Raw genomic sequence first — 24,394 nt, forward strand, 5'->3', positions numbered from 1 at the left:
CTACCGAATCATGCCATTTTCCGCAAAATTTTACCGAATTATCGATCAAGACAGGGTGAATAGGCAAGACCTACCAGCCTCCCCGGCATACCCTACCGTCATCAGGCAGGATGCCGCACGAGGTCCGCCATGGACGCCGTTCCATCACTCGACAGCTACGAGCTCTCAGACCGCTACGACCGCGAGGAGGGCCGCGTCTTCCTCACGGGCACGCAGGCCATCGTCCGCATCACGCTCGACCAGGCGCGGCGCGACCGCGCCGCCGGGCTGAACACCGCCGGCTTCATCTCCGGCTATCGCGGCTCGCCGCTCGGCGGCGTCGATCTCGAGCTCTGGCGCATCCAGGAGCGGCTCAAGCGGGATCGCATCGAATTTCTCCCTGCGGTGAACGAGGACCTCGCGGCAACGGCAGTGCTCGGCTCGCAGCAGGTCGAGACGCAGGCAGATCGCGAAGTCGATGGCGTGTTCGGGCTCTGGTACGGCAAGGGCCCCGGCGTCGATCGCTCCGGCGACGCCCTCAAGCACGGCAACGCCTATGGCTCCTCGCCGCGTGGCGGCGTGCTGGTCGTCGCCGGCGACGACCATGGCTGCGTCTCCTCCTCGATGCCGCACCAGTCCGATGTCGCCTTCATGAGCTGGTTCATGCCGACGCTGCACCCCGCAAGCGTCAGCGAATATCTCGAATTCGGCGAATATGGTTACGCGCTGAGCCGCTTCTCCGGCATGTGGGTCGGCTTCAAGGCGATTTCGGAAATCGTGGAGTCAGGCGCATCCGTCGCGCTGCGCCCGCCACGCGTCTTCAACACGCCCGATTTCACTCCGCCGCCGGGTGGCCTGCACTATCGCTGGCCCGACCTGCCGGGCCCCCAGATCGAGGAGCGGCTGGAGGCGAAGAAGCACGCGGTTTACGCCTTTGCAAAAGCCAATCCGATCGATCGCCACATCTACGATATTCCCAACGCCACATACGGCATCGTCACGACGGGCAAGGCGCATCTCGACCTGATGGAGGCCCTGCGGCTGATGGGCCTCGATGAAGCGGCCTGCCGCAACATCGGGATCGACGTCTACAAGGTCGGCATGGTCTGGCCGCTGGCGCTGCATGACGCGATGGACTTCGTGAAGGGCAAGCGCGAGATCCTCGTGGTCGAGGAAAAGCGCGGCATCATCGAGAGCCAGTTCAAGGAATATTTTTACGACTATCCAGGCTCAAAGCCCGAGCGCATGGTCGGCAAGCACGACGAGCGAGGGGCGCGGCTGATCTCCTGGATCGGCGAATTGTCGCCGCGTGCGCTTGCTGGCGTGCTCGCACGCCGGCTCGATCCGATGTTCCCAGGCCTCAATCTCGCCGCACGCGCGGCCGGCTTGATGCCCGAGGCCGCGCGCGCGATCAACGTCAGCGGTGCGACGCGCACGCCGTATTTCTGCTCCGGATGTCCGCACAACACGTCGACGAAGGTGCCGGAAGGCTCAAAGGCACTGGCCGGCATCGGCTGCCATTTCATGGCGAGCTGGATGGACCGCGAGACCTCCTCGCTGATCCAGATGGGCGGCGAAGGCGTCAACTGGGCGGCGTCGTCTCGCTTCACCGGCCACAAGCACGTGTTCCAGAATCTCGGCGAAGGCACCTACTACCACTCCGGCTCGATGGCGATCCGGCAGGCGATCGCCGCCAGGGCCAACATCACCTACAAGATCCTGTTCAACGATGCCGTGGCGATGACCGGCGGCCAGCCGGTCGACGGTCCCATCAGCGTGCATGCTATCGCCCACAGCGTTCGCGCCGAAGGCGTGGGGCGCATCGCGCTGGTGTCGGACGATCCCGCGCAGTTCTTGCCGGCAGACCTGCCGATCGGCGTGACCATCCATCCTCGCGAGGAAATGGACGCCGTGCAGCGCGAGCTGCGAGACATTTCCGGCGTCTCTGTCCTGATCTATCAACAGACCTGCGCCACCGAGAAGCGTCGCCGGCGCAAACGCGGACAGATGGCCGACCCAAGGCGCTTTGCCTATATCAACGATCTCGTCTGCGAAGGCTGCGGCGACTGCTCGGTCGAATCCAACTGCCTCAGTGTCGAGCCGAGGGAGACGCCGTTCGGTCGCAAGCGCCAGATCAATCTCTCGTCCTGCAACAAGGATTTTTCCTGCCTCAACGGCTTCTGCCCGAGCTTCGTCACCGTCGAAGGCGCGACGCGCCGGAAGAAGAGTGCGAGCGAGATCGACGTAGTCGGTCGCGCGGCTACGCTTCCCCTGCCCGCTCCCGCCACGCTCGATCGTCCCTACGATTTGCTCGTGACCGGCGTCGGCGGCACCGGCGTGATCACGGTCGGCGCGCTGATCGGCATGGCCGCGCATCTGGAGCGGCGTGGCGTCTCCGTGCTGGATTTCACCGGCTTTGCACAGAAATTTGGTCCCGTGCTGAGCTTCATCCGCCTTGCGTCAAGTCCGGACGCGCTGCACCAGGTCCGCATCGACCAGGGCGCGGCCGACGCGCTGATCGGCTGCGACCTCGTCGTCAGTTCCTCACCTAAGGCGTCCGGCACCTATCGCCGCGGCATGCGCGCCGCGGTCAACACCGCGGAGATGCCGACCGGCGACGTCGTCCGCTTCCGCGACGCCGATCTCGCCTCGCCTGCCCGCCTGCGCGCGATCCGGCAAGTCATTGGCAACGACAATCTCGACACCATCAACGCCAACGCGCTCGCCGAGCGGCTGCTCGGCGATGCCGTCTATGCCAACATCATCATGCTCGGTTTCGCCTGGCAGCGCGGGCTGATTCCGGTCGCGCTGCCGGCGCTGCTGCGCGCGATCGAGCTCAACGGCGTCGCGGTCGAGCGCAACAAGCAGGCCCTTGCCTGGGGCCGGATCGCCGTAGCCGATCCGGAATTTTTGCCGGGGGGCGACGAGGCGCCCGAAGCCGAGACGCTCGATCAGATCATCGATCGCCGCGCCGATTTCCTCGCCGCCTATCAAGACGCCGCCTATGCGATGCGCTATCGGGCGACCGTCGCGAGGGTCCGCCGGGCCGAAGCCGCTCTGAGCAGTGAGGTGCTGACCGAGGCGGTCGCGCGCGCCCTGTTCAAGCTGATGGCCTACAAGGACGAATACGAGGTGGCGCGTCTGCACATGCAGAGCGGTTTCCTCGGCGAGCTGAAGCGCGAGTTCGAGGACGGTTTTCGCGTCCAATATCACCTCGCGCCACCGTTCCTGCCGTCAAAACCTGACGCACGCGGCCGTCCGCGCAAGCGCGCTTTCGGCCAGTGGATCCAGATGCCGCTCGCGATGCTGGCGCGGTTGAAGGGATTGCGCGGGACACCGTTCGATCCGTTCGGCTACACGGATGAGCGGCGCACTGAACGGGAATTGATCGCCTGGTATGAAGGCCTGATCGAACGCATGCTCGGGCAGCTCGACGCAGCGCATCTACCCGACCTCGTTGCCGTCGCAAAGGCGCCGATGGAGATCCGCGGCTACGGACCAGTGAAGGACACCGCGATCGCCAAGGTGAAGCCCGAGGTCGCGCGGCTGCTCACGAATTTGACGACGTCGGTAACGCAAAAGATGCACGCCCACGGTTGACGCGGCACCAGTGAGGCCTCAGCCTCCGGACTTTAGGCGGCACCCTGTTGGCGCCCCTGCAATCGGATGACGCATCATGGATTTCGACCAGTTGACCCTGAGTCAGGCCGTCGTCGACCTGCGCGCCGGGAAAGTCACGAGCACCGCACTCACGACGGAAGCACTGAGCCGCGCCAAAGCCCATGCCGAGCTCAATGCCTTCGTCACGCTGGACGAGGCGGGCGCCCTGAAGGCCGCGGCTGCGTTCGACGCATCGGGCGACAAGACAAAACCGCTCGGCGGCGTGCCCATCGTGATCAAGGACAATATCGAGGTCGCGGGACTGCCCTGCAGCGCCGGCACACGGGCACTGAAGGACTACGTTCCGAAGGCCGATGCGCCCGTAGTCGCGAAGCTGCGGGCTGCAGGCGCCGTCATCATCGGCAAGACCAGCATGCACGAGCTCGCCTTCGGCATCTCCGGCTACAACACCGCGTTCAAGACCGGCGCGGAGTTCGGCGTGCGCAACGCTTATGACCGCACGCTGATCGCCGGCGGCTCCTCGTCCGGCACGGGCGCCGCGCTCGGCGCGCGGATCGTCGCGGGCGGGCTCGGCACCGACACCGGCGGATCGGTCCGGGTCCCCGCCGCGCTGAACGGATGCGCCGCGTTGCGCCCGACGGTCGGGCGCTATCCGCAAGCTGGCATCGCGCCGATCTCGCACACCCGCGACACCGCGGGGCCTATGGCCGCGACGATGGCAGATGTCGCGCTGCTCGATCGCGTGATCGCCGGCGGCGACGAGGTTACGCCGGCTGATCTGAAGCAGGTGCGGATCGGCATCGCAAGATCGATGCTGACCAATCTCGACGCCGATACGGAAGCCGCGTTCCACGCGGCGATCGCAAAAGTGAAGGCGCAGGGCGTCACGGTCGTCGAGATCGAGATGCCTGAGCTCGCCGAGCTCAACGGCCAGGTCAGCTTTCCCGTCGCGTTGTATGAGGCCTATGACGACATGGTCGCCTATCTCAAGCACACCGGGACCGGCCTCAGCGTCGAGGCGCTGGCAGAGAATATCTCCAGCGCCGACGTGAAAGGCATCTATGATGGCATGGTGATCCCGCGAAAACTGCCCGGACCCGACAACGCGCTGTTCGACGCGAGGCCGATCTATGACGCCGCGATCAAGACCGCACGCCCCGCGCTCCAGGCGCTCTACGGCAATACGTTTGCCAGCAACAAGCTCGACGCCGTCGCCTTCCCGACCACGCCGCGCGTTGCAATTGCCTCCAACCCGGACGCCAGCAGTCTCGAGAATTTCGGCCTGATCATCCAGAACACCGATCCCGGCAGCAATGCCGGCATTCCCGGCGTCCAGATCCCGATCGCGCTTGGCGCGACAAGCAAATTGCCGATCGGACTTGAGCTGGATGGCCCGGCGGGCAGCGATCGCCGCCTGCTTGGGATCGGCATGGCGCTCGACAGCGTGTTTGGGCGGCTGCCCGCGCCACACTAACGCTATTGTAGGGTGGGCAAAGCGAAGCGTGCCCACCATTGGTGCCGATTAGAAAAGATGGTGGGCACAGCGCTTCGCGCCTTTGCCCACCCTACAGTTCTGCCGCCGCCGCACTTGAGGCAAGCACATATCCACCTCCTCACCCTGAGGAGCTTGCGAAGCAAGCGTCTCGAAGGGCGAGGCCACCAGCGGGGCCCTCATCCTTCGAGACGCGCGTTCCGCGCTCCTCAGGATGAGGAACGATGACGTCTCACGCATACGGATTGATCAGCTTCTGCTGCTCGGCGCTGTGCTGGACGAGCATGTCGATGAAGGTCCTGACCTTCGCCGACAGATGATGCCGATGCGGATAGACCGCGTTCATCGACATCTCGACCGGCCGGTACTCCGGCAGGAGGCGCACCAGCCGGCCCGCATCGAGGTCATCACCCACCAGAAAGCCGGCCGCAAGACTGATGCCGGCGCCCTGCAACGCGGCCTCGCGCAGCGCTTCGCCGCTATTGGTGATCAGATTGCCTGAGACGCGCACCGAGGCCGGCGTGCCCTTGCGATCGAAGAAGCGCCACTCGTCGAAGGGATAGTTGATGTGGCGTACGCAATTGTGCCCGGCGAGTTCTTCGAGCGTCTGCACGCGCCCATGCGCCTCGATATAGCCGTGCGAGCAGCACAGCACGTGCCGCCAGGTCGCCAGGCTCCGCACGATCAGGCTGGAGTCCGGCGGCGCGACCATGCGCAGCGCGAGATCAAAGCCCTCCTCGATCAGGTCGACATTGGTCTCGCCCATGCGCAGATCGACCTTGACCTCCGGATAGGTCGCGAGGAATTCGGCCATCACGGGCGCGACGAACGGCACCATGTGGGTGGCGGTGTGAATGCGCAGCGTGCCGCGCGGCGTCGATTGCAGCGCGCCGGCGATGTCATCGGCTTGTTCGAGATCGGCGAGGATCTGGGTCGAGCGGTCGTAATAGGCCTTGCCGATTTCGGTGAGGCTCACTTTTCGCGTGGTGCGGTTCAGCAGACGAACCCCGAGCCGGTCCTCCAGCGCCTGGACGTGGTTGCTCACCATGGTCGTGGACATGTTGAGCCGGCGGGCGGCGGCGGAAAATCCGCCATTTTCGACCACCCGGACGAAGGCGGTGAGACTGGTGAAGCGGTCCATCGGTCTGGCTCCGGATTATCCGCTATGGGTGGATAATGCTTCCATTTCTTCCGGGATTATCACAAGCGGGAAGACAGCGCATCTTGCCGGCATCAACGGCGCACCGTTCGGATCGGGGCGGTTGGGAATTCCGAGGATGCCATGTCGAGCGCTTCTTATGTCACTGAAACCAATCAGAAACTCAGCTTTCGCCCGTCCCGGCAGGCGGTCAAGCGGGCGGCCATCGGCTTGGCACTGGCCCTCGGAATCGCCGCGGCCGGCGACTTCGGCTACAACTACCTGAGCACCGGCCGCTACCTCGAATCCACCGACGACGCCTATGTGAAGGCGGATTCCACCATCATCGCACCCAAGGTTTCCGGCTACATCGCGAAGGTGCTGGTTGGCGACAACGAGAAGGTCCGGGCCGGCCAGCTCCTCGCCAAGATCGACGACCGCGACTTCAAAGCCGCGCTCGACCAGGCCCGCGCCGACGTCGCCGCCGGCGAAGCCTCGGTGCGCAACATCGACGCCCAGCTCGAGCTGCAGCAGCCGATCATCGAGCAGAGCACGGCCGACGTGGCCGCGGCCGACGCCAATCTGAAATTCGCCCAGGAAGAACGCGCCCGCTACGACGACCTGATGAAGTCGGGCTCCGGCACGATCCAGCGTGCGCAGCAGACCGATGCGGCACTGCGCGCCAGCAACGCGCAATTGCAGCACGCCAAGTCGGGCCTGGTGGCCGCACAGCGCAAGGTCGATGTGCTCACCACCCAGCGCGCCCAGGCCACGGCGCAGCTCGACCGCGCCCGCGCGGTCGCACTGCAGGCAGAGCTGAACCTGTCCTACACCGAGATCACCGCACCGGTGGACGGCACGGTCGGCGCACGCTCATTACGCGTCGGCCAGTATGTGCAGGCCGGCACGCAATTGATGGCGGTGGTGCCGCTCGATGCGGTCTATGTCGTCGCGAACTTCAAGGAGACGCAGCTCACGCATGTGCGTGCGGGCCAGCCGGTCGAGCTGCAGGTCGACAGTTTTCGCAATCGCACGCTTCGCGGTCACGTCGACAGCCTTTCGCCGGCCAGCGGACTTGAATTCGCGCTGCTGCCGCCCGATAACGCCACCGGAAATTTCACCAAGATCGTGCAACGCGTGCCGGTGAAGATCGTGCTCGATGACCACAGCCTGACCGGCCTGCTCAGGCCCGGCATGTCGGCGGTGCCGACCATCGACACCAAGGCGACGGTGCTGGCCGAGCGCGAGACGGCCAAGCGACTCGCCGACAACACACCCCGCCCGAACGGCGGCTGAGGCGGGGAAGACCGGCAGATTATCAAGTCCTGCCGGACGATCCTTCCCACACTTCCTCGATTATCGAAACCAACCGCCTAATGCATCCTGTCTCCGTGACCGAGACGAGGCTTCCATGAGCACGCTCCAACCGACCGTCGACGCCGCCTCCACTGCCAGCATTCCCGCCCCTGCTGCGCCCGCCACGCCGGCCGTTTCCGCAAAAACCTGGATCGCGGTGATCGGCGCGACTCTCGGCGCCTTCATGGCAGTGCTGAATATCCAGATCGTCAACGCTTCGCTCGCCGACATCCAGGGCGCGATCGGCGCCGGCATCGACGACGGTGGCTGGATCTCGACCTCCTACCTGATCGCCGAGATCGTCGTGATCCCGCTCTCCGGCTGGCTCGCGCAGGTGTTCTCGATCCGCATCTATTTGCTCACCAATGCGGTCCTGTTCCTGGTTCTGTCCGCGGCCTGCGCGCTGGCGCAGGACCTGCCGCAAATGATCGTGCTGCGCGCGGTGCAAGGTTTCACCGGCGGCGTGCTGATCCCGATGGCCTTCACGCTCATCATCACGCTGCTGCCGCGCACCAAGCAGCCCGTCGGCCTTGCGCTGTTCGCGCTGTCGGCGACGTTCGCACCGGCGATCGGCCCGACCATCGGCGGCTATCTCACCGAGAATTTCGGCTGGCAGTACATCTTCTACGTCAACCTCGTGCCCGGCGCGATCATGGTCGGCATGCTCTGGTACGCGCTCGACGCCAAGCCCATGAAGCTTGCGCTGCTGCGCGAGGGCGATTGGGCCGGCATCATCACCATGGCGATCGGCCTGTCGGCGCTTCAGACCGTGCTGGAAGAGGGCAACAAGGACGACTGGTTCGGCTCGCCTTTCATCGTCAAGCTGTCGGTCATCGCGGCCACCGCGCTGACCGCCTTCCTGATCATCGAGCTCACGGCGAAGAAGCCGCTGCTCAACTTGCGCCTGCTGGTGCGTCGCAATTTCGGCTTCGGCATGCTCGCGAACTTCCTGCTCGGTGTCGCGCTCTACGGTTCGGTGTTCATCCTGCCGCAATATCTGGCGCGCATTCAGGGCTACAATGCCGAGCAGATCGGCATGGTGCTGGCCTGGACCGGACTGCCGCAACTCGTGCTGATCCCGCTGGTGCCGCGCCTGATGCAGAAGTTCGACGCGCGGATCATCATCGGCGTCGGCTTCGTCCTGTTCGCGGCCTCGAACTTCCTGAACATTTATATGACCAACGATTACGCTGCCGACCAGCTGTTGTGGCCCAATGTCGTCCGTGCGATCGGCCAAGCGCTCGTGATGGCGCCGTTGTCGGCTGTGGCGACCGCCGGCATCGAAGCGGAGAATGCTGGCTCGGCCTCGGGCCTGTTCAACATGATGCGTAATCTCGGCGGCGCCGTCGGCATCGCCCTGCTCCAGACCGTGCTGACCAAGCGCGAGCAATATCACTCCAACGTGCTGATGCAGTCGGTCTCGGTGTTCGAGCAGGCGACGCGGACGCGGCTGGAGCAGCTTACCCAATATTTCATCAATCACGGCGTGCTCGACCGCGCCGACGCCGCGCATCGCGCCTATGTCGCGATCGGCCACACCGTGCAGAAGCAGGCTTACATCTTCGCCTTCAGCGACACCTTCTACCTGCTCGGCATGGCACTGATCGTGGCCCTGATCGCCGTATTCTTCCTGAAGAAACCCGGCCAGACCTCGACCGGTGGAGCTCACTGAGATCAACCCAAGAGACTAACTCAAGCAAAGGAGAACGACCATGAAGCCCCGCATGAACTTCTACCAGGCCGCCCCCGACACGATGAAGGCGCTGATGGCGCTGGAGGAGCAGATCCAATCCACGGGACTCGAGAAATCGCTGATCGAGCTCGTCAAGATCCGGGCGTCGCAGATCAACGGCTGCGCCTTCTGCATCAACATGCACACCGAGGACGCCCGCAAGCGCGGCGAGACCGAACAGCGCATCTATCTGCTCAACGCCTGGCGCGAATCCCCGCTCTATACCGATCGCGAGCGGGCCGCGCTCGCCTGGACGGAATCAGTGACGCTGATCTCCGAGACCCACGCGCCGGACGACGTCTACGAGCAGGTCCGCGCGCAATTCTCCGATGCGGAGACGGTGAACCTGACGATGCTGATCGGGGCGATCAATGCCTGGAACCGAATCGCGATCGCGTTCCGCGCGGTGCATCCGGTGAAGGTGAAGGCGTCCGTGGCGTGAGGGGTGGTGTTTCCCCACGCACAACTGTCATGCCCCGCGAAGGCGGGGCATCCAGTATTCCAGAGGCCGTACTGATTCAACCGCGAGGCCGCAGCGTACTGGATCGCCCGGTCAAGCCGGGCGATGACAGCTGAGCGTGCGGCTCAGACCGCCGTCGCCTTGGCGAACTCGATATAAATCTCCCGCAGCCGCGTGGCCATCGGGCCGGGCTTGCCATCGGCGACCTTCTTGCCGTCGATCGCAACCACCGGCTGGACGAACAGCGACGCCGAGGTGGCGAAGGCTTCCTTGGCGGCGAGCGCCTCGGCGACCGTGAAGGAACGTTCCTCGACGCGAAGCTGACGCTCTTCGGCGAGCGCCACAACGGCCTTGCGGGTGCAGCCCGGCAGGATCGCGTTGGAGTTCTTGCGGGTCACGATGACGTCGTCCTTGGTCAGGATGAACGCCGAGGACGAACCGCCCTCGGTGACGTAGCCGTCTTCCAGCATCCAGGCCTCGCCGGCACCGGCTTCGGCCGCAGCCTGCTTCGCCAGAACCTGCGCGAGCAGTGCCACGCTCTTGATGTCGCGCCGCTCCCACCGGATGTCGGGCACGGTGATCACGTTGATGCCGGTCTTGGCCGAGGCGGCGTTGATGATGTCCTTCTCGGAGGTGAACATCACCAGGCTCGACTTGACGTCGCCCTTGGGGAAGGCGAAGTCGCGGCCCTTGTCGGCGCCGCGCGTGACCTGCAGATAGACGAGGCCGTTCTCGACCTTGTTGCGCGCGATCAGCTCCTTCTGGAGCTCGGTGATGCGCTCGACCGTCTCCGGCAACTTCAGCTTGATCTCGCCCACCGAGCGCTCCAGGCGCGTCAGGTGCGAAGCGTTGTCGACCAGCTTGCCGTCGAGCACCGCCGAGACCTCGTAGATGCCGTCGGCGAACAGGAAGCCGCGATCGAGGACCGAGATTTTGGCGTCCGAGAGCGGGACGAATGAGCCGTTGACGTAGGCGATCGAGTCCAAGGCAGGTCTCCTGGGGAGGGAAAGGGGGATTTGCCTGCCCGTATACGGGATTTGTTGGGGCCACGAAACCCTCAACCCGTCATTACGGGGCGGCGCGAAGCGACGAGCCCGGAATCCATAACCCCGGCCGGTGGTTATGGATTCCGGGCCCGCGCCAAGAGGCGCGTCCCGGAACGACAGCAGAGGTTAATGCGACAAAATCTTCGACAGGAACTTCTGCGCGCGGTCGCTGCGCGGCTTGCCGAAGAAGTCCTCCTTCGCCGCGTCCTCGACGATCTCGCCGCGGTCCATGAAGATGACGCGGTTGGCGACCTTGCGGGCAAAGCCCATCTCGTGGGTGACGACCATCATGGTCATGCCTTCGCGGGCGAGATCGACCATGACGTCGAGCACCTCGCTCACCATCTCGGGGTCGAGCGCCGAGGTCGGCTCATCGAACAGCATGACGATCGGGTCCATGGCGAGCGCACGGGCGATCGCGACGCGCTGCTGCTGGCCGCCGGAGAGCTGCGCCGGAAATTTCTGCGCCTGCTCCTTCAAGCCGACGCGGTCCAGGAGCTGCATACCCTTTGCCACAGCCGTGTCGGACGACCGTCCTAGCACCTTCTGCTGCGCGAGGCAGAGGTTGTCGATGATCTTCAGATGCGGGAACAGCTCGAAATGCTGGAACACCATGCCGACGCGCGAACGCAGTTTCGGCAGATTGGTCTTGGGGTCATTGACCTTGGTGCCGTCGACGCTGATGTCGCCCTCCTGGAACGGCTCCAGCGCATTGACGCATTTGATCAGCGTCGACTTGCCCGAGCCCGAGGGGCCGCAGACCACGACGACCTCGCCCTTGGTCACGCTGGTGGTGCAGTCGGTCAGCACCTGGAAGGTCGGGGTGTACCATTTGTTGACGTGGCTGATTTCGATCATGACCGATGCGCTCTATCGAATGATGGCGATGCGCGACTGGAGGCGGCGAACGCCGAAAGACGCGATGCAGGAAATGGTGAAGTAGACGACGGCGGCAAACAGATACATCTCGACCAGACGGCCATCGCGCTGCGCGACCTTGCTGGCCGCGCCGAGGAAGTCCGGGATCGACAGCACATAGACCAGCGAGGTGTCCTGGAACAGCACGATGGTCTGCGTCAGCAACACCGGCAGCATGTTGCGGAACGCCTGCGGCAGCACGACGTAGCGCATGGTCTGCGCGTAAGTCAGGCCGAGCGCGTTGGCGGCGGCCGGCTGGCCGCGCGAGATCGACTGGATCCCGGCGCGCATGATCTCGGAGAAGTACGCCGCCTCGAACATGATGAAGGTGATGAGCGAGGATGCGAACGCGCCGACGCTGATCGGACGCGAGGCGCCGGTCACCCACTGCCCGATATAGGGCACCAGGAAATAGAACCAGAAGATCACCAGCACCAGCGGCAGCGAGCGCATGAAGTCGACATAGACACCCGCGATGCGCCCGAGTGTCTTGTAGCCGGACAGCCGCATCAGGGCGATCGCCGTGCCGAAGATCAGGCCGCCGAAGGCGGCGAGCGCCGTCAGCGTCACCGTGAAGGTCATGCCCTCGTAGAACAGATAGGGCAGCGAGCGGCGGATGACCTCGAAATCGAGATTGCTGAACATGGTGCTATTTCCCCGTGATGTAGCCGGGGATCGCGACCCAGCGCTCGAGGAAGCGCATCGCCGTCACGACAATGGCGTTGACAAGGAGATAGAGCAGGGTCGCTGCCGTGAAAGCCTCGAACACCTGGAACGAGAATTCCTGCATCGAGCGCGCCTGACCAGTCAATTCGATCAGGCCGATCGTGATGGCGACAGCCGTGTTCTTGATGGTGTTGAGGAACTCGGAGGTCAGCGGCGGCAGGATGATGCGGAACGCCATCGGCAGCAGCACGTAGCGATAGCCTTGCATGGTGGTCAGCCCGAGCGCGGTCGCCGCCATTTTTTGGCCGCGCGGCAGCGAGCCGATACCGGCCTGCAATTGTATCGCGACGCGGGCCGACATGAAGAAGCCGATGCCGATCGCGGCCGTCCAGAACGGCGCGTTCGGCAGCTGCTTCAGCCAGAGGCCGGCGGCCTTCGGCAGCAATTCCGGCAGCACGAAGAACCACAGGAACAGCTGCACCAGCAGCGGCATGTTGCGGAAGAACTCGACCCAGCAGAAGCCGAACCAGTAGGCGCCCTTGGACGGCAGCGTGCGCATGACGCCGACGAGCGAGCCGAAGATCAGCGCGATGATCCAGGCGAGCGCCGCCGTCTTGAGGGTCAACACCAGTCCCGACAGCAGCATATCGAGATAGGTGCCGGTCCCCATCGGGTTCGGCTCGAAGAAGATTCCCCAGTTCCAGTGGTAGTTCACGTGTCCCCCGCGCGAACGCGCCAGCTATGGATGTCCCGGCGCCTATGCAAATGTCCGGCCACTCTGGTGTCAAGAGTGGCCGGACATGATCCCGATCCGGAGACCGAGGTTATATCTTACTTATAGTCGTCCGGGTTCGGCGAGTCCGAAGGTTTCGCGAACTCGTTCTTCAGCTCGGCCGAGATCGGGGTGTTGAGGTTGAGGCCCTTCGGCGGGATCTTGGCCGTGAACCACTTATCGTAGATTTTCAGGCCCTCGCCGGAGGTGTAGAGCGCAGCGGTTGCTGCATCGACCACCTTCTTGAACGGCGCGTCGTCCTTGCGCAGCATGATGCCGTAGGGCTCAGGCTTGGAGAACGCGTCCTTGGAGATGACATAGTCGTCCGGCGTCTTCGAGCCGGCAACGAGGCTCGCGAGCAGAACGTCGTCCATCACGAAGGCGACCGCGCGGTCGGTCTCGACCATCAGGAAGGCCTCGGCATGGTCTTTGGCCGGGATGATATTGGCACCCAGGCTCTTCGCGACATTGGCCTCGGTGAGCTGCTTGATGTTGGTGGTGCCGGCGGTGGAGACCACCGTCTTGCCCTTGAGATCGTCGATCGACTTCAGGCCGCTCGACTTCTTGAAGACGTAGCGGCTGGCAGTCAGATAGTGCGTGTTGGTGAAGGCCACCTGCTTCTGGCGGTCGGCATTGTTGGTGGTCGAGCCGCATTCGAGGTCGATCGTGCCGTTGGCCATCAGCGGAATACGGGTCGCCGAGGTCACCGGATTGAGCTTGACCTCGAGCTTGTCGAGCTTGAGCTCCTTCTTCACGGCGTCGACGATCTTGTAGCAGATGTCCATCGCGAACCCGACGGGCTTCTGGTTGTCGTCGAGATAGGAGAACGGGATCGAGGAATCGCGGAAGCCGAGCGTGATGGCGCCGGTGTCCTTGATGTTCTTCAGCGTGCCGGTCAGCTCCTGGGCCCCGGCCTGGCTGACGGCGAAGGTCGCGGCGAGCGCGAGGCCGATGCTACGGAAATGTCTCACTTTTTTATTCCCCTTTCAGGATGATGCGGCCCGGATGCAAGCACAGATTGGGCCGGATTAGAATGTGACTTTCGGCTGGATTGCGGCTCAGGTTAATGGCTCAGCCGAGTGGCTTGGGCAATTCCCCGAGATCCCAGAACAGCCCGGCCATCACCGTCAAGGCCTCTTCGGTCAATGGCAGCAGGATGTGCTCATTGGGCGCATGCTGGGAGCAGCCGGGATAGGAGTGCGGGACCCAGATCGTCGGCAGGCCCAGGATCTCGGAAAACACGTCGTTGGGCAGCGAGCCGCCGAAATTCGGCAAAACGGCCGGCGCCTTGCCGGTGGTCTCCTTCACCGAATCCGCCGCCCACGTGATCCAGGGGCTGTCGAAATCGGTGCGCGACGCCGCAAAGCTCTGGGCGGCCCGCACCTCGACCATCGGAAAGCCCTTTTGCACCAGATGCGCGCGGACCGCATCGATCAGGCCGTCGACCTTGGTGCCGACCACGAAACGCAGTTGCAGCACGGCATTGGCGTGGCCGGGGATGGCATTCGCGGGCTTCTCGATATTTCCGGACGACATCGCCAGCACTTCGAGCGTGTTCCAGGCATAGAGCCGCTCGGCGGCCGACAGCCCTTCCTCGCCCCAGTTCTCCGCGAGCGCCGGCTCGTCCTCGGTCGGCACCACCTGCACGTCGGCGAGATAGCTGCGGATCTGGTTGGTGAGCCGCGGCGGCTTCAGCGCGTCGAGTTGAAGCCGGCCATGGCCGTCGACCAGCGTCGAGATCGCGTTGACGAGAATGGTCGCGGGGTTGGCGAGCACGCCGCCCCAATTGCCGGAATGATGGCCGCCATCGCGCAGATTGACGTCGAGATGAATGCGGATGCCGCCGCGGCAGCCCAGGAACAAGGTCGGCCGGTCGGCCGACAGGCGCGGTCCGTCGGAGGCCATGAACAAATCGGCCTTGAGCGCATCGCGATTGAGGTCGCAGACCTTGCCGAGGTCGGGCGAGCCGATTTCCTCGCCCATTTCGACGATGAATTTTGCGTTGAAGCCGAGCTTGCCGCCGCGGGCCTCGCGCACTGCGCGGAGTGCTGCCATGTTGATGCTGTGCTGGCCCTTGTTGTCGGCGGTGCCACGGCCATAGAGCCGCGTGCCCGCAACCGTCGTGCGCCAGGGATCGCGGCCGTCGCGCCACTCCCCCTCCATGCCGTCGACGACGTCACCATGGCCGTAGATCAGCACGGTTGGCGCTGACGCGCTCTCGTGATGCTCGGCGAACAGGAACGGCGCCTTGCCGCTCGGGGATTCGACGATGCGGCTGGTAAAGTCGAGCGCAGCAAAGGAGGGCATCATCTCCTGTTCCAGATAGGAACGCAGTTCGGCGCCGCGCGACGGATTCTGGCTCTCGGTCTTGAAGGCGACGCGGCGGTCGAGTTCAGCGAGGAACGCGCCGGATTTGAAATCCTCACGGGCGCGGGAGATGGCGTCGGCTCTGGTCATGATTTGCTTTTCGGACTTCGAGGCGAAGGACCCTACCCGAGACAGGGTGGCCTTCGAAAGTGGCGGGGACTTGGACAGTTCTTGTAGTTCTCTTGCGATTTCGTTCTTGCTCTCTTGAGATTGGCTTGCCAAGAGCGGGAGCGCCGCTGATTTTGGCCTTGCCAAGCGCAAGCCTTTCTATTCTTGGCCCTTGCCAAGGGCCAAGAATATGCAAGAACTTCGCCAAGTTGAGGCGCACGTTTATCATTCGAAGAGCGCTCGGTATAGGGCGCCGGGGGATCGTCATGGCCAAGCAGATCAGGCTCAACGCCTTTGCGATGAATTGCGTCGCGCATCAATCACCCGGGCTGTGGACCCACCCGCGCGATCGCACCGCCGAATATAACCGCCTGCCCTACTGGATCGATCTCGCCAGGACACTGGAACGCGGCCGTTTCGACGGTTTGTTCCTGGCCGACGTGCTCGGGGTCTATGACGTCTATGGCAACAGCCCTGACGCGGCCTTGCGCAATGCAGCGCAGACGCCGTCGAACGAGCCGCTGCTGCTGCTCTCGGCGATGGCGGCGGTGACGAAAAATCTCGGCTTCGGCGTCACCAGCAACCTGTCCTTCGAGCCGCCCTACCCGTTCGCGCGGCGGATGTCGACGCTCGACCATCTCACCGAGGGACGGATCGGCTGGAATGTCGTCACCGGCTATCTCGACAGCGCCGCGCGCGGCGCCGGCAAGGACAAGCAGACCGGACACGACGATCGCTACGACATCGCCGACGAATATATGGAGGTGGTCTACAAGCTCTGGGAAGGGAGCTGGGAGGACGACGCGGTGCTGCGCGACCGCAAGCGCGGCATCTTCACCGATCCGAGCAAGGTTCATCGCATCAATCATGAGAGCGCGAATTACCGCATCAACAACACCATCCATCTCAGCGAGCCATCGCCGCAGCGGACGCCCGTGCTGTACCAGGCCGGCACCTCGCCGCGCGGCCGGCAATTCGCGGCGAAGCATGCCGAATGCGTGTTCATGTCAGGACCGTCGGCCAAGATCATTGCGCCGCGCGTCTCCGCGATCCGCCAGGAAGCCGCCGCGCTCGGCCGCAATCCGGCGGAGATCCTGATGTTCAACATGATGACGATCATCCTCGGCAACACGGAAGCCGAAGCGGCGGCCAAGTATGCCGACTACCGGTCGCATATCAGTCCGGAAGGCGCGCTGGCCCTGATGTCGGGATGGACCGGCATCGACTTCTCCGGCTACGAGCTCGACCAGCAGGTGCGTCACGTCCAGAACGACGCCGGCCGCAGCGCACTCGATAACGTCACCCGCGGCGACCCCGACCGCGTCTGGACCGTCCGCGACGTCATCGAGCATGTCGGCATCGGTGGCGCCGGCCCGGTCGTGGTCGGCACGCCCGAGAGCGTCGCCGACAAGATCGAGGATTGGTTCGAGAAGACTGACGTCGACGGCCTCAACGTCGCCTTTGCGATCTCGCCCGGCGATTTCGAGGATATCGCCGACATGCTGGTGCCGGAGCTGACCAAGCGCGGCCGCTACAAGCCGGAATATGCAAAGGGCACGCTGCGGGAGAAGCTGTTCGGCGACGGCCGTGCGCGGCTCGACGCACCGCATCCGGCGGCGGGGTATCGGGTGGGGAAGAAGGGGTAGAAGCCGCTAGGTACGCTGTCATGCCCCGGCTTGCCGCCTTCGCCAAAAGGCTTCGGCGGCCGAGTACCCTTGTGGTCCCGGCGTAGCCTTGGCGGAGCCGGGACCGGGGCATCCAGTACGCCGCGGCCTATCGAGGAATCACAGCCGTCTCTGGAATACTGGATCGCCCGATCAAGTCGGGCGATGACAGCTGAGAACGTGGCGAGCACCGACGCGATGGCGCGCTGCCCTACACCTTCCCGTCCACCATTACCTCGATCAGCTTCGTCCCCGGCCGACCGAACGCCGACGCCAGCGTCGCCTTCAACTCGCGGGGATCACTCACCTTGATCGCCTCGCAGCCGAGCGCCTTCGCAATCCCTGCGAAATCCACCGGCGGATCGACGAAATCCATGCCGACGTAATTGTCGTCACCATGGAAGGCGAGCAGGCGCTGCTTGATGATGCGGTAGCCGCCATTGTTGGCGATGACGACGTTGAGCGGCAGCTTGTGATGCGCCGCCGTCCACAGCGACTGGATCGAATACATCGCGCTGCCGTCGCCGGAGAAGCAAACCACCGGGCGATCCGGATTGGCGATGCTGGCGCCGACGGAGGCCGGCAGGCCCCAGCCGATGCCGCCGGAGGCAAGCCCATGATAGCCGAAGCGGTCGCGGTGCGGACGCAGCGCCGTGATCTGGCGGCTCGAGGTGAGCCCTTCGTCGACGAGGATCGCATGATCGGGCATGGCCTCGACCATTTGCAGCACCAGGAAGTCGGGATCGATGGGGCTGCGGCCGGCGCTCTTGCCGATCTGCTCGACCAGCGCGGCACGCCGCGCGGTCCAGTTCTTCGGCGCGAGTTCGACGAGGCGCTGCTTTGCACGGCTTGCCAGCGCGGCGCCGCCCATCTCCTTCAGCATCGGGATCAGCGCCCGCAGCGTTTCCTTCAGATCCGCCTTCAGCGCGATTTCAGCCCCGTAGTTCTTGGCGATCTCCCAATCGACGAGGCCGATCTGCACGATGCCCAGGCCATCCGGCAGCGCATCGACTTCGCTGTAGACGGACATGCGCAAGGGATCGCCGCCAAGCGCGATCAGAAGATCGTAAGGTGCGAGTGTGTCGCGCGCGACCTTCTGCACGCGGGCCAGCGTACCGAGGAAGCTCGGGCTTTCCGAGAGGAAATGCGAGCCGTAGGGCGTCGAGGATTGATAGGCGGCCGCACCAAGCAGCTCGGCGAGTTCGGCGGCCTCCTTCAGTGCATCGCTCTTGACCACCTCGTCCATGGTGACGATGACGGGACGTTCAGCCTTGAGCAGCCGCGCGGCAAACGCCTTCAGCGCCTCGTCCGACGGCTTTACGCGAGCATCGATCCGGGTGGAGCGACCGAGATCGATGCCGGCCTCGCTGTTGAGGATGTCGCCCGGCAGCGAGATGAACACCGGCCCGGTCGGCGGCGTCATCGCGACCTTGGCGGCGCGGCGGACGATGCGCGGCAGATCTTCCAGCCGCGTCACCTCGACCGCCCATTTCACCAGCGGCTCGGCCATACGCACCAGCGGGCCATAAAGCACCGGCTCCATCAGGCCGTGGCCCTGCTCCTGCTGGCCGGCGGTCAGGATCATCGGCGTGCCCGTGAACTGGGCGTTGTAGAGCGAGCCCATCGCGTTGCCGAGCCCCGGCGCGACATGGACGTTGCAGGCGACGAGCTTGCCGGAGGCGCGGCTGTAGCCATCCGCGATCGCCACCACCAGGCTCTCCTGCATTGCCATCACATAGGTGAGATCAGGATGGTCCTTCAGCGCGTGCATGATCGGCAGCTCAGTGGTGCCGGGATTGCCGAACAGATGGGTGATGCCCTCGTCCTTGAGCAGCGCGAGAAAAGCGGAGCGGCCGGTAATCTTGTTCTTCATGTTTCCTCCAGGCCCCGCGGGCGCTGCCGCAAGGTGAGGCATGATGGCCGAACTTGGCCGAGGCACGCAAGGAAGCGCCGTCATGGCAGACTTGCGTCGGCGCGGGCAAGCTGGGAACATGCTCGGGCGTAAACCTGCACGGGGAGACGCGATGGCCTATGACGAGAACACCGCGGCGCGGGTGCGCAAATTGCTGGCGGGTCAGCGAGACGTCGCGGAAAAGAAGATGATGGGCGGCCTCTGCTTCATGGTGAACAACACCATGTGCTGCACCGTAAGCGGGCGCGGCGGCATGCTGATCCGTGTCGGCCCGGACGCGCATGCACGCATGCTGCAGGAGCCGCACGCCAGCCCGATGGAAATGCGCGGGCGCATCATGACCGGCTTTGTGCGCGTCGCGCCGGACGGCTATCAGAGCGATGCCGATCTGAAAAAATGGGTCAAGCGCGGGCTCGACTTCGTGGCGGCGAATGCGGCGGGACGCAAAGCGGCGCCGCGGAAGGCTGTTGCGGCGAAGACCAAGGTCGCCGCCAAGGCTAAAGCACCTCCTCGCGGCCGAGCTCGAAAGGGTCTTCGCCGCTAGCGCGCTTCTTCTTTTTCGAGCGCTGCCAGACCACGCCCGGAAAGCCCTTCAGCGGCACCAGCGGCTCGCCGGTATAGGCCCATTCCTGAAGCTCTTCGATCGCGATGTGATAGAGCGGCTGGCGGCCGGTGCGCTCGTTGAATAGTGCGCGGGGGATGTTGACCATGTGCGGTCCGCGCGGCCGCTCGTACGCGATCGGCGTGCCGCAATGGGCGCAGAAGCTGCGCGCGGTCCTGGTGGCCTTGTCCTCGTAGCGGGCGAGCGCGGTTTTCCCCGAGGTGATGCGAAAGCGCTTCTTCCAGCTTCCGACATAGGTCGCATAGGCCGCGCCGTGGGCACGGCGGCTACTGGCCGAATGATCATGCCAGGCCCAACGCGCGGGGACGTCGATCTCGAAGGTGACCTTGCCGCAGAGGCATTGGCCGGTGGCGGTTCCTGCGGCGACTGCGGCTTTGGCCATGGTAGGTCCTTCCGTCGTCATTGCGAGCGCAGCGAAGCAATCCAGACTGCCTCTGCGGAAAGACTCTGGATGGCTTCGCTACGCTCGCAATGACGGAGTTTGTGGGCTCGTCGGAGCTACGAATATAGACCTGTAGCCCGGATGGAGCGAAGCGCAATCCGGGGAAGTCTATCGGCGAGGTGAGAAACCCGGATTTCGCTGCGCTCCATCCGGGCTACGAAGGTCTCTACGCCGTCGCGAGCTCGTCATACACCGGGTAATCCGTATACCCCTTCTCCTCGCCGCCGTAGAACGTCGCGCGGTTATACGGCGTGATCGGATAGTCGTGCCGAAGGCGGCGCGGCAGATCTGGGTTGGAGATGAAGATGCGGCCGAAGGCGATGATGTCGGCATGGCCGTCGGCGATCGCCGCATTCGCGGTCTCGCCGGTGAAGCCGCCGGCGGTCATCAGCACGCCGCTGTAGAGCGGACGAAACAGCACCATCGCCGACGGCACGTTCTCCCAGTGGACGTCGGCACGGCCAGCGCCGCTGGAGCGCGGCTCGATGAAGTGAAGATAGGCAAGGCCGAGCTTGTCGAGCGTCTTCACGACGTGGGTGTAGAGGGGCATCGGATCGGGCTCGCCGGAATCGTTGGCGATGCCGTGGGGCGACAGCCGCACGCCGACGCGGTTCGCGCCCCAGACGTCGATGGCCGCCTGCGTGACTTCCAGGAGCAGCCGCGCGCGGTTCTCGATCGAACCGCCATATTGATCGGTGCGCTGGTTGCTGCGTGATTGCAGGAATTGCTCGAGCAGATAGCCGTTGGCGCCGTGGATCTCGACGCCGTCGAAGCCGGCGGCAAGCGCGTTCTTCGCGCCCTGCCGGAACGCCTCAACGACGCCCTTGACCTCGTCGGTCTCCAGCGCGCGCGGGGTCTCGTAATCAGAAATCTTGCCGTCGGCGGTCATCGCCTTCATGCCTTCGGCCTTGATCGCAATCGCCGAAGCCGAGACCGGCGGCTCACCGCCGTGGAAGGACGAATGCGAAACGCGGCCGACATGCCAGAGCTGAAGGAAGATGATGCCGCCCTTGGCGTGCACGGCATCCGTCACCTTGCGCCAGCCGGCGATCTGCGCCTCCGAATAGATGCCGGGCGTCGCGGGGTTGCCGCGGCCATGCGAGAGCACGGGGGACGCTTCAGCGATGATCAAGCCGCCTTGCGTGGCGCGCTGACCGTAATATTCGGCGTTGAGCGGCCGCGGCGAAAAACTCGCGCGCTCGGCGCGCATGCGCGTCAGCGGCGCCAACGCGACGCGATGCGCCAGCTTGTACGGACCGACCTGCAACGGTTTGAACAACGCCTCGAATTTCATGTGATCCCCGGAATGATCGATGAGAGGACGGGGATCATATGAGAAAGAGTGGCAGCCCGGAAGTCGCTTGGGTGGATGGCTGGCCAGCCGAAAGAAGCGGCAGAAGCAAAAAGCCCCGGGCCGGGCCCGGGGCTTGCTGTCCGTCCAGAACGGCGGATCAGTATTTCGCGACGACCGGGCCCGAGCCGAACTTGTAGTTCAGGCCGACCCGCGCGATGTGGCCGGTGAAATCCGCGGTTGCGTCAAAGCCACGCGCGGGGCCCGGAGTGAACGGGAACAGCGGATTGAAGAAAGTGTATTTCTCGCTGCCGAGATCATAATAGAGATATTCGAGCTTGACGCTCCAGTTCGACGCAAAGCGGTACTCGCCGCCACCGCCGACGGCCCAGCCCGCGCGCCAGCTTTCCGACGTCCCCGCCCCACAGATCACGTTGAGGCAGGGCGTGCCGGCCGCAAGCGTGGGATCCACGATCGACGTCGACGCCTTGACATGTCCATAGGCAAGACCGCCGGTCGCGTAGAGCATCAGGTCGGGTGTAACGGTGGCACCGATCCGGCCGCGCACGGTCCCCAACCAGTCGACCTTCTGCTCTTGCCTGGTCATGATGTCCGGAAAGACCGGCAGGGTTCGGGAGACCGTCGAACTGCCCTTGATGCCGGCGGCCGCGATATCGGCTTCGACGCCCCATACCAGGGAGCCCGTCTGCACATTGTAGCCGGCCTGCACGCCGCCCAGCACACCACGCGGGTTTGTTGCCAATGACGGCGGGACAAGGCCACCCGCGAGGGCCACGTCGAGCACACCCGCGGTGAAAACCGGGTCGTGCGGCACGAGCTTGATCGCATCATCGCTCCAGCCATATCCGACATTCACGCCGGCGTAGAAGCCCGACCAGTTGTAGGCGACGGGCAATTGCGGCGCCTTGTAGAGCGGCGCACGCGCGGCGATATCGGCTGCGACCGCGGGCTGCGTCGAGGCGACGCCCAAAGCCACAAGCATGATCGAAGTGAAGCGAAGCATTCTCGATATCCCAACCCGAACATTGACGTTGACCAGCAGTAACGGGCCGACGTTCGAAATGGGATAACAATCCTTGCGAGATCGCGGACAACAGCCGTTTCAAAACGCTTGTAGCGCCCGGGCAACAACTTCTGGTCGTCGCAAGCAGCCTCTCGTCGCCGCAAGCAAGATCAGCCGCTGAAACCCGGACGCGGCAGCAGAAACGCCCTACGCCGTCTTGATCCAGACGGCCTTCACGTTGAGATATTCCTCGACATGCTGCTTGCCGGATTCGCGGCCGTAGCCGCTCATCTTGTAGCCGCCGAAGGGTACGGCCGGGTCCATCGCCTGGTAGCAGTTCACCCACACCGAGCCGGCGCGCAAGCTCTTCGCCACCGCATGGGCCTTGCTGACGTCGCGCGTCCACAGGCCCGAGCCGAGGCCGAAGGTGGTGTTGTTGGCGCGCTTGACCAGCTCGTCCATGTCCTTGAACGCGATCGCGGAGATGACGGGACCAAAAATCTCCTCCTGCGCGATGCGCATGTTGTCCTGCACGCCCGCGAACACCGTCGGCGAGACGAAGAAGCCCTTCGACAGCGCGCCTTCGGTGACGCGGCCGCCGCCGGCGAGCGCACGCGCGCCTTCCTTCTGGCCGATGTCGAGATAGCCGGTGACGCGCTTGAGTTGCTCCTCGGACACGAGCGGGCCGATCTGCACATTGGGATCGAGGCCGTTGCCGACCTGCAGCTTCTTGCCGAACTCGGCGACGCGGCCGACGAACTCTTCGTAGACCGACTGCTCGACGAACAGGCGCGTGCCGGCGCTGCAGATCTGGCCGGAATTGGCGAACACCGCCATCGCGGCGCCGGGGACGGCGGCATCGAGATCAGCATCGGCAAACACGATGTCCGGCGACTTTCCGCCGAGCTCGAGCGAGACGCGCTTGAGGTTGCCGGCCGAGGCGCGGATGATCGATTGTCCCGTGACATGCGAGCCGGTGAAGGCGACCTTGTCGACGTCGTGATGCGAAGCAAGCGCGGCGCCCGCGGTCTCGCCATAGCCGGGCACGACGTTGATGACGCCGGGCGGAATGCCGGCTTCCATCGCCAGTTCGGCGATGCGCAGCGAGGTGAGCGGCGCCTCTTCGGCAGGCTTCAGCACCACGGTGCAGCCGGTCGCGATGGCCGGGCCGATCTTCCAGATCGTCGCGGTAAGCGGGCCGTTCCAGGGAATGATGGCGCCGACGACGCCGATCGGCTCCTTCAGCGTGTAGGAGAAGATTTCGCCGGGCAGCGAGTTCTCGATGGTCTCGCCATGGATCGCGGTGGTCTGGCCGGCGTAATAGCGCAGCATGCCGACGGCGCGCAGACGATAGGCGCGGGTGCGGCTGAGGGGCGCGCCCATGTCGAGCGTGTCGAGCTGCGACAATTCGTCGAAATTCTTCTCGACGAGGTCGGCGAGCTTGAGCAGCAGGTTCTGCCGCTCGAACGGTTTGACTTTGCTCCAGGGGCCTTCGAAGGCACGGCGAGCGGCGGCGACCGCACGGTCGATGTCTTCCTTGTCGCCCTCGGCGACCGTCGCCAGCAATTCGCCGGTGGCGGGGTTGTGGGTCTCGAAGCGCTTGCCTGAGGCAGCATCGACCCACTTCCCGTCGATCAGCATCTGCTTGTAGGACCCGTTGGCGAACGGATGGCGCGTGATCGGAATAGCCTGCGACACAGCCATGGCTGCACTCCCTGTCAAATGATTGATTGGTTCGATCTGGGCGGGATCGTTAGGTCAAATAGAATACAGCGCCGCCGGAA

At 64.5% G+C, this 24,394-nt stretch carries 19 protein-coding genes; 7 read left to right on the forward strand and 12 right to left on the reverse strand.

Going from position 1 to position 24,394, the window contains the following annotated elements; translation table 11 throughout:
• The first annotated feature begins 129 nt into the window (after positions 1 to 129).
• Together AB7245_RS40585 and iaaH are read left to right on the forward strand one after the other, a co-directional pair.
• The gene (locus AB7245_RS40585; protein WP_085403406.1) at positions 130 to 3,579 is read left to right on the forward strand and encodes an indolepyruvate ferredoxin oxidoreductase family protein; all 3,450 of its coding nucleotides are present in this window, start codon (positions 130 to 132) and stop codon (positions 3,577 to 3,579) included.
• 76 nt (positions 3,580 to 3,655) lie between these two features.
• Positions 3,656 to 5,074, forward strand: a complete 1,419-nt coding sequence (iaaH, locus tag AB7245_RS40590) for an indoleacetamide hydrolase (RefSeq protein ID WP_085403407.1) — start codon at positions 3,656 to 3,658, stop codon at positions 5,072 to 5,074.
• A 250-nt stretch (positions 5,075 to 5,324) separates the two neighbouring features.
• Here the strand turns inward: iaaH and AB7245_RS40595 are convergent, their stop codons facing one another.
• Positions 5,325 to 6,233: a LysR family transcriptional regulator gene (locus tag AB7245_RS40595; RefSeq protein ID WP_085403408.1), complete on the reverse strand. Its 909-nt coding sequence runs from the start codon at positions 6,231 to 6,233 to the stop codon at positions 5,325 to 5,327.
• Between the two features lie 141 nt (positions 6,234 to 6,374).
• Here AB7245_RS40595 and AB7245_RS40600 point away from each other — a divergent pair, with 141 nt between their 5' ends.
• The 3 genes from AB7245_RS40600 (at position 6,375) to AB7245_RS40610 (ending at position 9,760) form a co-directional block, all read left to right on the forward strand.
• Positions 6,375 to 7,526, forward strand: a complete 1,152-nt coding sequence (locus AB7245_RS40600) for an HlyD family secretion protein (protein WP_085403409.1) — start codon at positions 6,375 to 6,377, stop codon at positions 7,524 to 7,526.
• A 115-nt stretch (positions 7,527 to 7,641) separates the two neighbouring features.
• Entirely contained in the window at positions 7,642 to 9,258 is a 1,617-nt protein-coding gene (locus AB7245_RS40605; RefSeq protein WP_085403410.1) for an MDR family MFS transporter, read from the forward strand.
• Positions 9,259 to 9,298: 40 nt separating this feature from the next.
• Positions 9,299 to 9,760 (forward strand): carboxymuconolactone decarboxylase family protein, encoded by a 462-nt coding sequence (locus tag AB7245_RS40610; RefSeq protein WP_007615070.1) that lies wholly within the window; start codon positions 9,299 to 9,301, stop codon positions 9,758 to 9,760.
• A gap of 143 nt (positions 9,761 to 9,903) precedes the next feature.
• Here AB7245_RS40610 and AB7245_RS40615 read toward each other — a convergent pair whose 3' ends face one another.
• From AB7245_RS40615 to AB7245_RS40640, 6 genes are all read right to left on the reverse strand, one after another.
• Positions 9,904 to 10,764, reverse strand: coding sequence for a D-amino-acid transaminase (locus AB7245_RS40615; protein WP_063985665.1), 861 nt, complete (start codon positions 10,762 to 10,764; stop codon positions 9,904 to 9,906).
• Between the two features lie 186 nt (positions 10,765 to 10,950).
• Positions 10,951 to 11,682: an amino acid ABC transporter ATP-binding protein gene (locus AB7245_RS40620; protein WP_014491857.1), complete on the reverse strand. Its 732-nt coding sequence runs from the start codon at positions 11,680 to 11,682 to the stop codon at positions 10,951 to 10,953.
• Between the two features lie 12 nt (positions 11,683 to 11,694).
• The gene (locus AB7245_RS40625; protein ID WP_063985666.1) at positions 11,695 to 12,387 is read right to left on the reverse strand and encodes an amino acid ABC transporter permease; all 693 of its coding nucleotides are present in this window, start codon (positions 12,385 to 12,387) and stop codon (positions 11,695 to 11,697) included.
• A gap of 4 nt (positions 12,388 to 12,391) precedes the next feature.
• Positions 12,392 to 13,123 carry an amino acid ABC transporter permease gene (locus tag AB7245_RS40630; RefSeq protein ID WP_085403411.1) on the reverse strand — a complete coding sequence of 244 codons (732 nt, stop codon included), beginning with the start codon at positions 13,121 to 13,123 and terminating at the stop codon, positions 12,392 to 12,394.
• 116 nt (positions 13,124 to 13,239) lie between these two features.
• Positions 13,240 to 14,151, reverse strand: a complete 912-nt coding sequence (locus AB7245_RS40635; protein WP_063985668.1) for an amino acid ABC transporter substrate-binding protein — start codon at positions 14,149 to 14,151, stop codon at positions 13,240 to 13,242.
• Between the two features lie 100 nt (positions 14,152 to 14,251).
• The gene (locus AB7245_RS40640) at positions 14,252 to 15,637 is read right to left on the reverse strand and encodes a M20 family metallopeptidase (protein WP_085403412.1); all 1,386 of its coding nucleotides are present in this window, start codon (positions 15,635 to 15,637) and stop codon (positions 14,252 to 14,254) included.
• Between the two features lie 284 nt (positions 15,638 to 15,921).
• On the opposite strand from AB7245_RS40640, the gene AB7245_RS40645 reads away from it, so the two are divergent.
• Complete coding sequence (locus AB7245_RS40645; protein ID WP_085403413.1) at positions 15,922 to 17,301, forward strand: LLM class flavin-dependent oxidoreductase; 1,380 nt, start codon at positions 15,922 to 15,924, stop codon at positions 17,299 to 17,301.
• 229 nt (positions 17,302 to 17,530) lie between these two features.
• Here AB7245_RS40645 and AB7245_RS40650 read toward each other — a convergent pair whose 3' ends face one another.
• Complete coding sequence (locus tag AB7245_RS40650; RefSeq protein ID WP_085403414.1) at positions 17,531 to 19,192, reverse strand: thiamine pyrophosphate-binding protein; 1,662 nt, start codon at positions 19,190 to 19,192, stop codon at positions 17,531 to 17,533.
• Positions 19,193 to 19,343: 151 nt separating this feature from the next.
• Between AB7245_RS40650 and AB7245_RS40655 the strand changes: the two genes are divergently transcribed.
• Positions 19,344 to 19,775, forward strand: a complete 432-nt coding sequence (locus AB7245_RS40655; RefSeq protein WP_085403415.1) for a TfoX/Sxy family protein — start codon at positions 19,344 to 19,346, stop codon at positions 19,773 to 19,775.
• Here AB7245_RS40655 and AB7245_RS40660 read toward each other — a convergent pair.
• From AB7245_RS40660 to AB7245_RS40675, 4 genes are all read right to left on the reverse strand, one after another.
• The gene (locus AB7245_RS40660; protein WP_041954128.1) at positions 19,729 to 20,235 is read right to left on the reverse strand and encodes a GFA family protein; all 507 of its coding nucleotides are present in this window, start codon (positions 20,233 to 20,235) and stop codon (positions 19,729 to 19,731) included. The genes AB7245_RS40655 and AB7245_RS40660 overlap by 47 nt on opposite strands.
• 226 nt (positions 20,236 to 20,461) lie before the next feature.
• Complete coding sequence (locus tag AB7245_RS40665) at positions 20,462 to 21,589, reverse strand: alkene reductase (RefSeq protein WP_085403416.1); 1,128 nt, start codon at positions 21,587 to 21,589, stop codon at positions 20,462 to 20,464.
• Positions 21,590 to 21,746: 157 nt separating this feature from the next.
• Entirely contained in the window at positions 21,747 to 22,610 is an 864-nt protein-coding gene (locus AB7245_RS40670) for an outer membrane protein (RefSeq protein ID WP_085403417.1), read from the reverse strand.
• A 207-nt stretch (positions 22,611 to 22,817) separates the two neighbouring features.
• Complete coding sequence (locus AB7245_RS40675) at positions 22,818 to 24,314, reverse strand: aldehyde dehydrogenase family protein (RefSeq protein ID WP_135214800.1); 1,497 nt, start codon at positions 24,312 to 24,314, stop codon at positions 22,818 to 22,820.
• Between the last annotated feature and the right edge of the window lie 80 nt (positions 24,315 to 24,394).

The organism is Bradyrhizobium sp. 604_D8_N2_3 (assembly GCF_051810765.1).
GTDB lineage: Bacteria > Pseudomonadota > Alphaproteobacteria > Rhizobiales > Xanthobacteraceae > Bradyrhizobium > Bradyrhizobium barranii.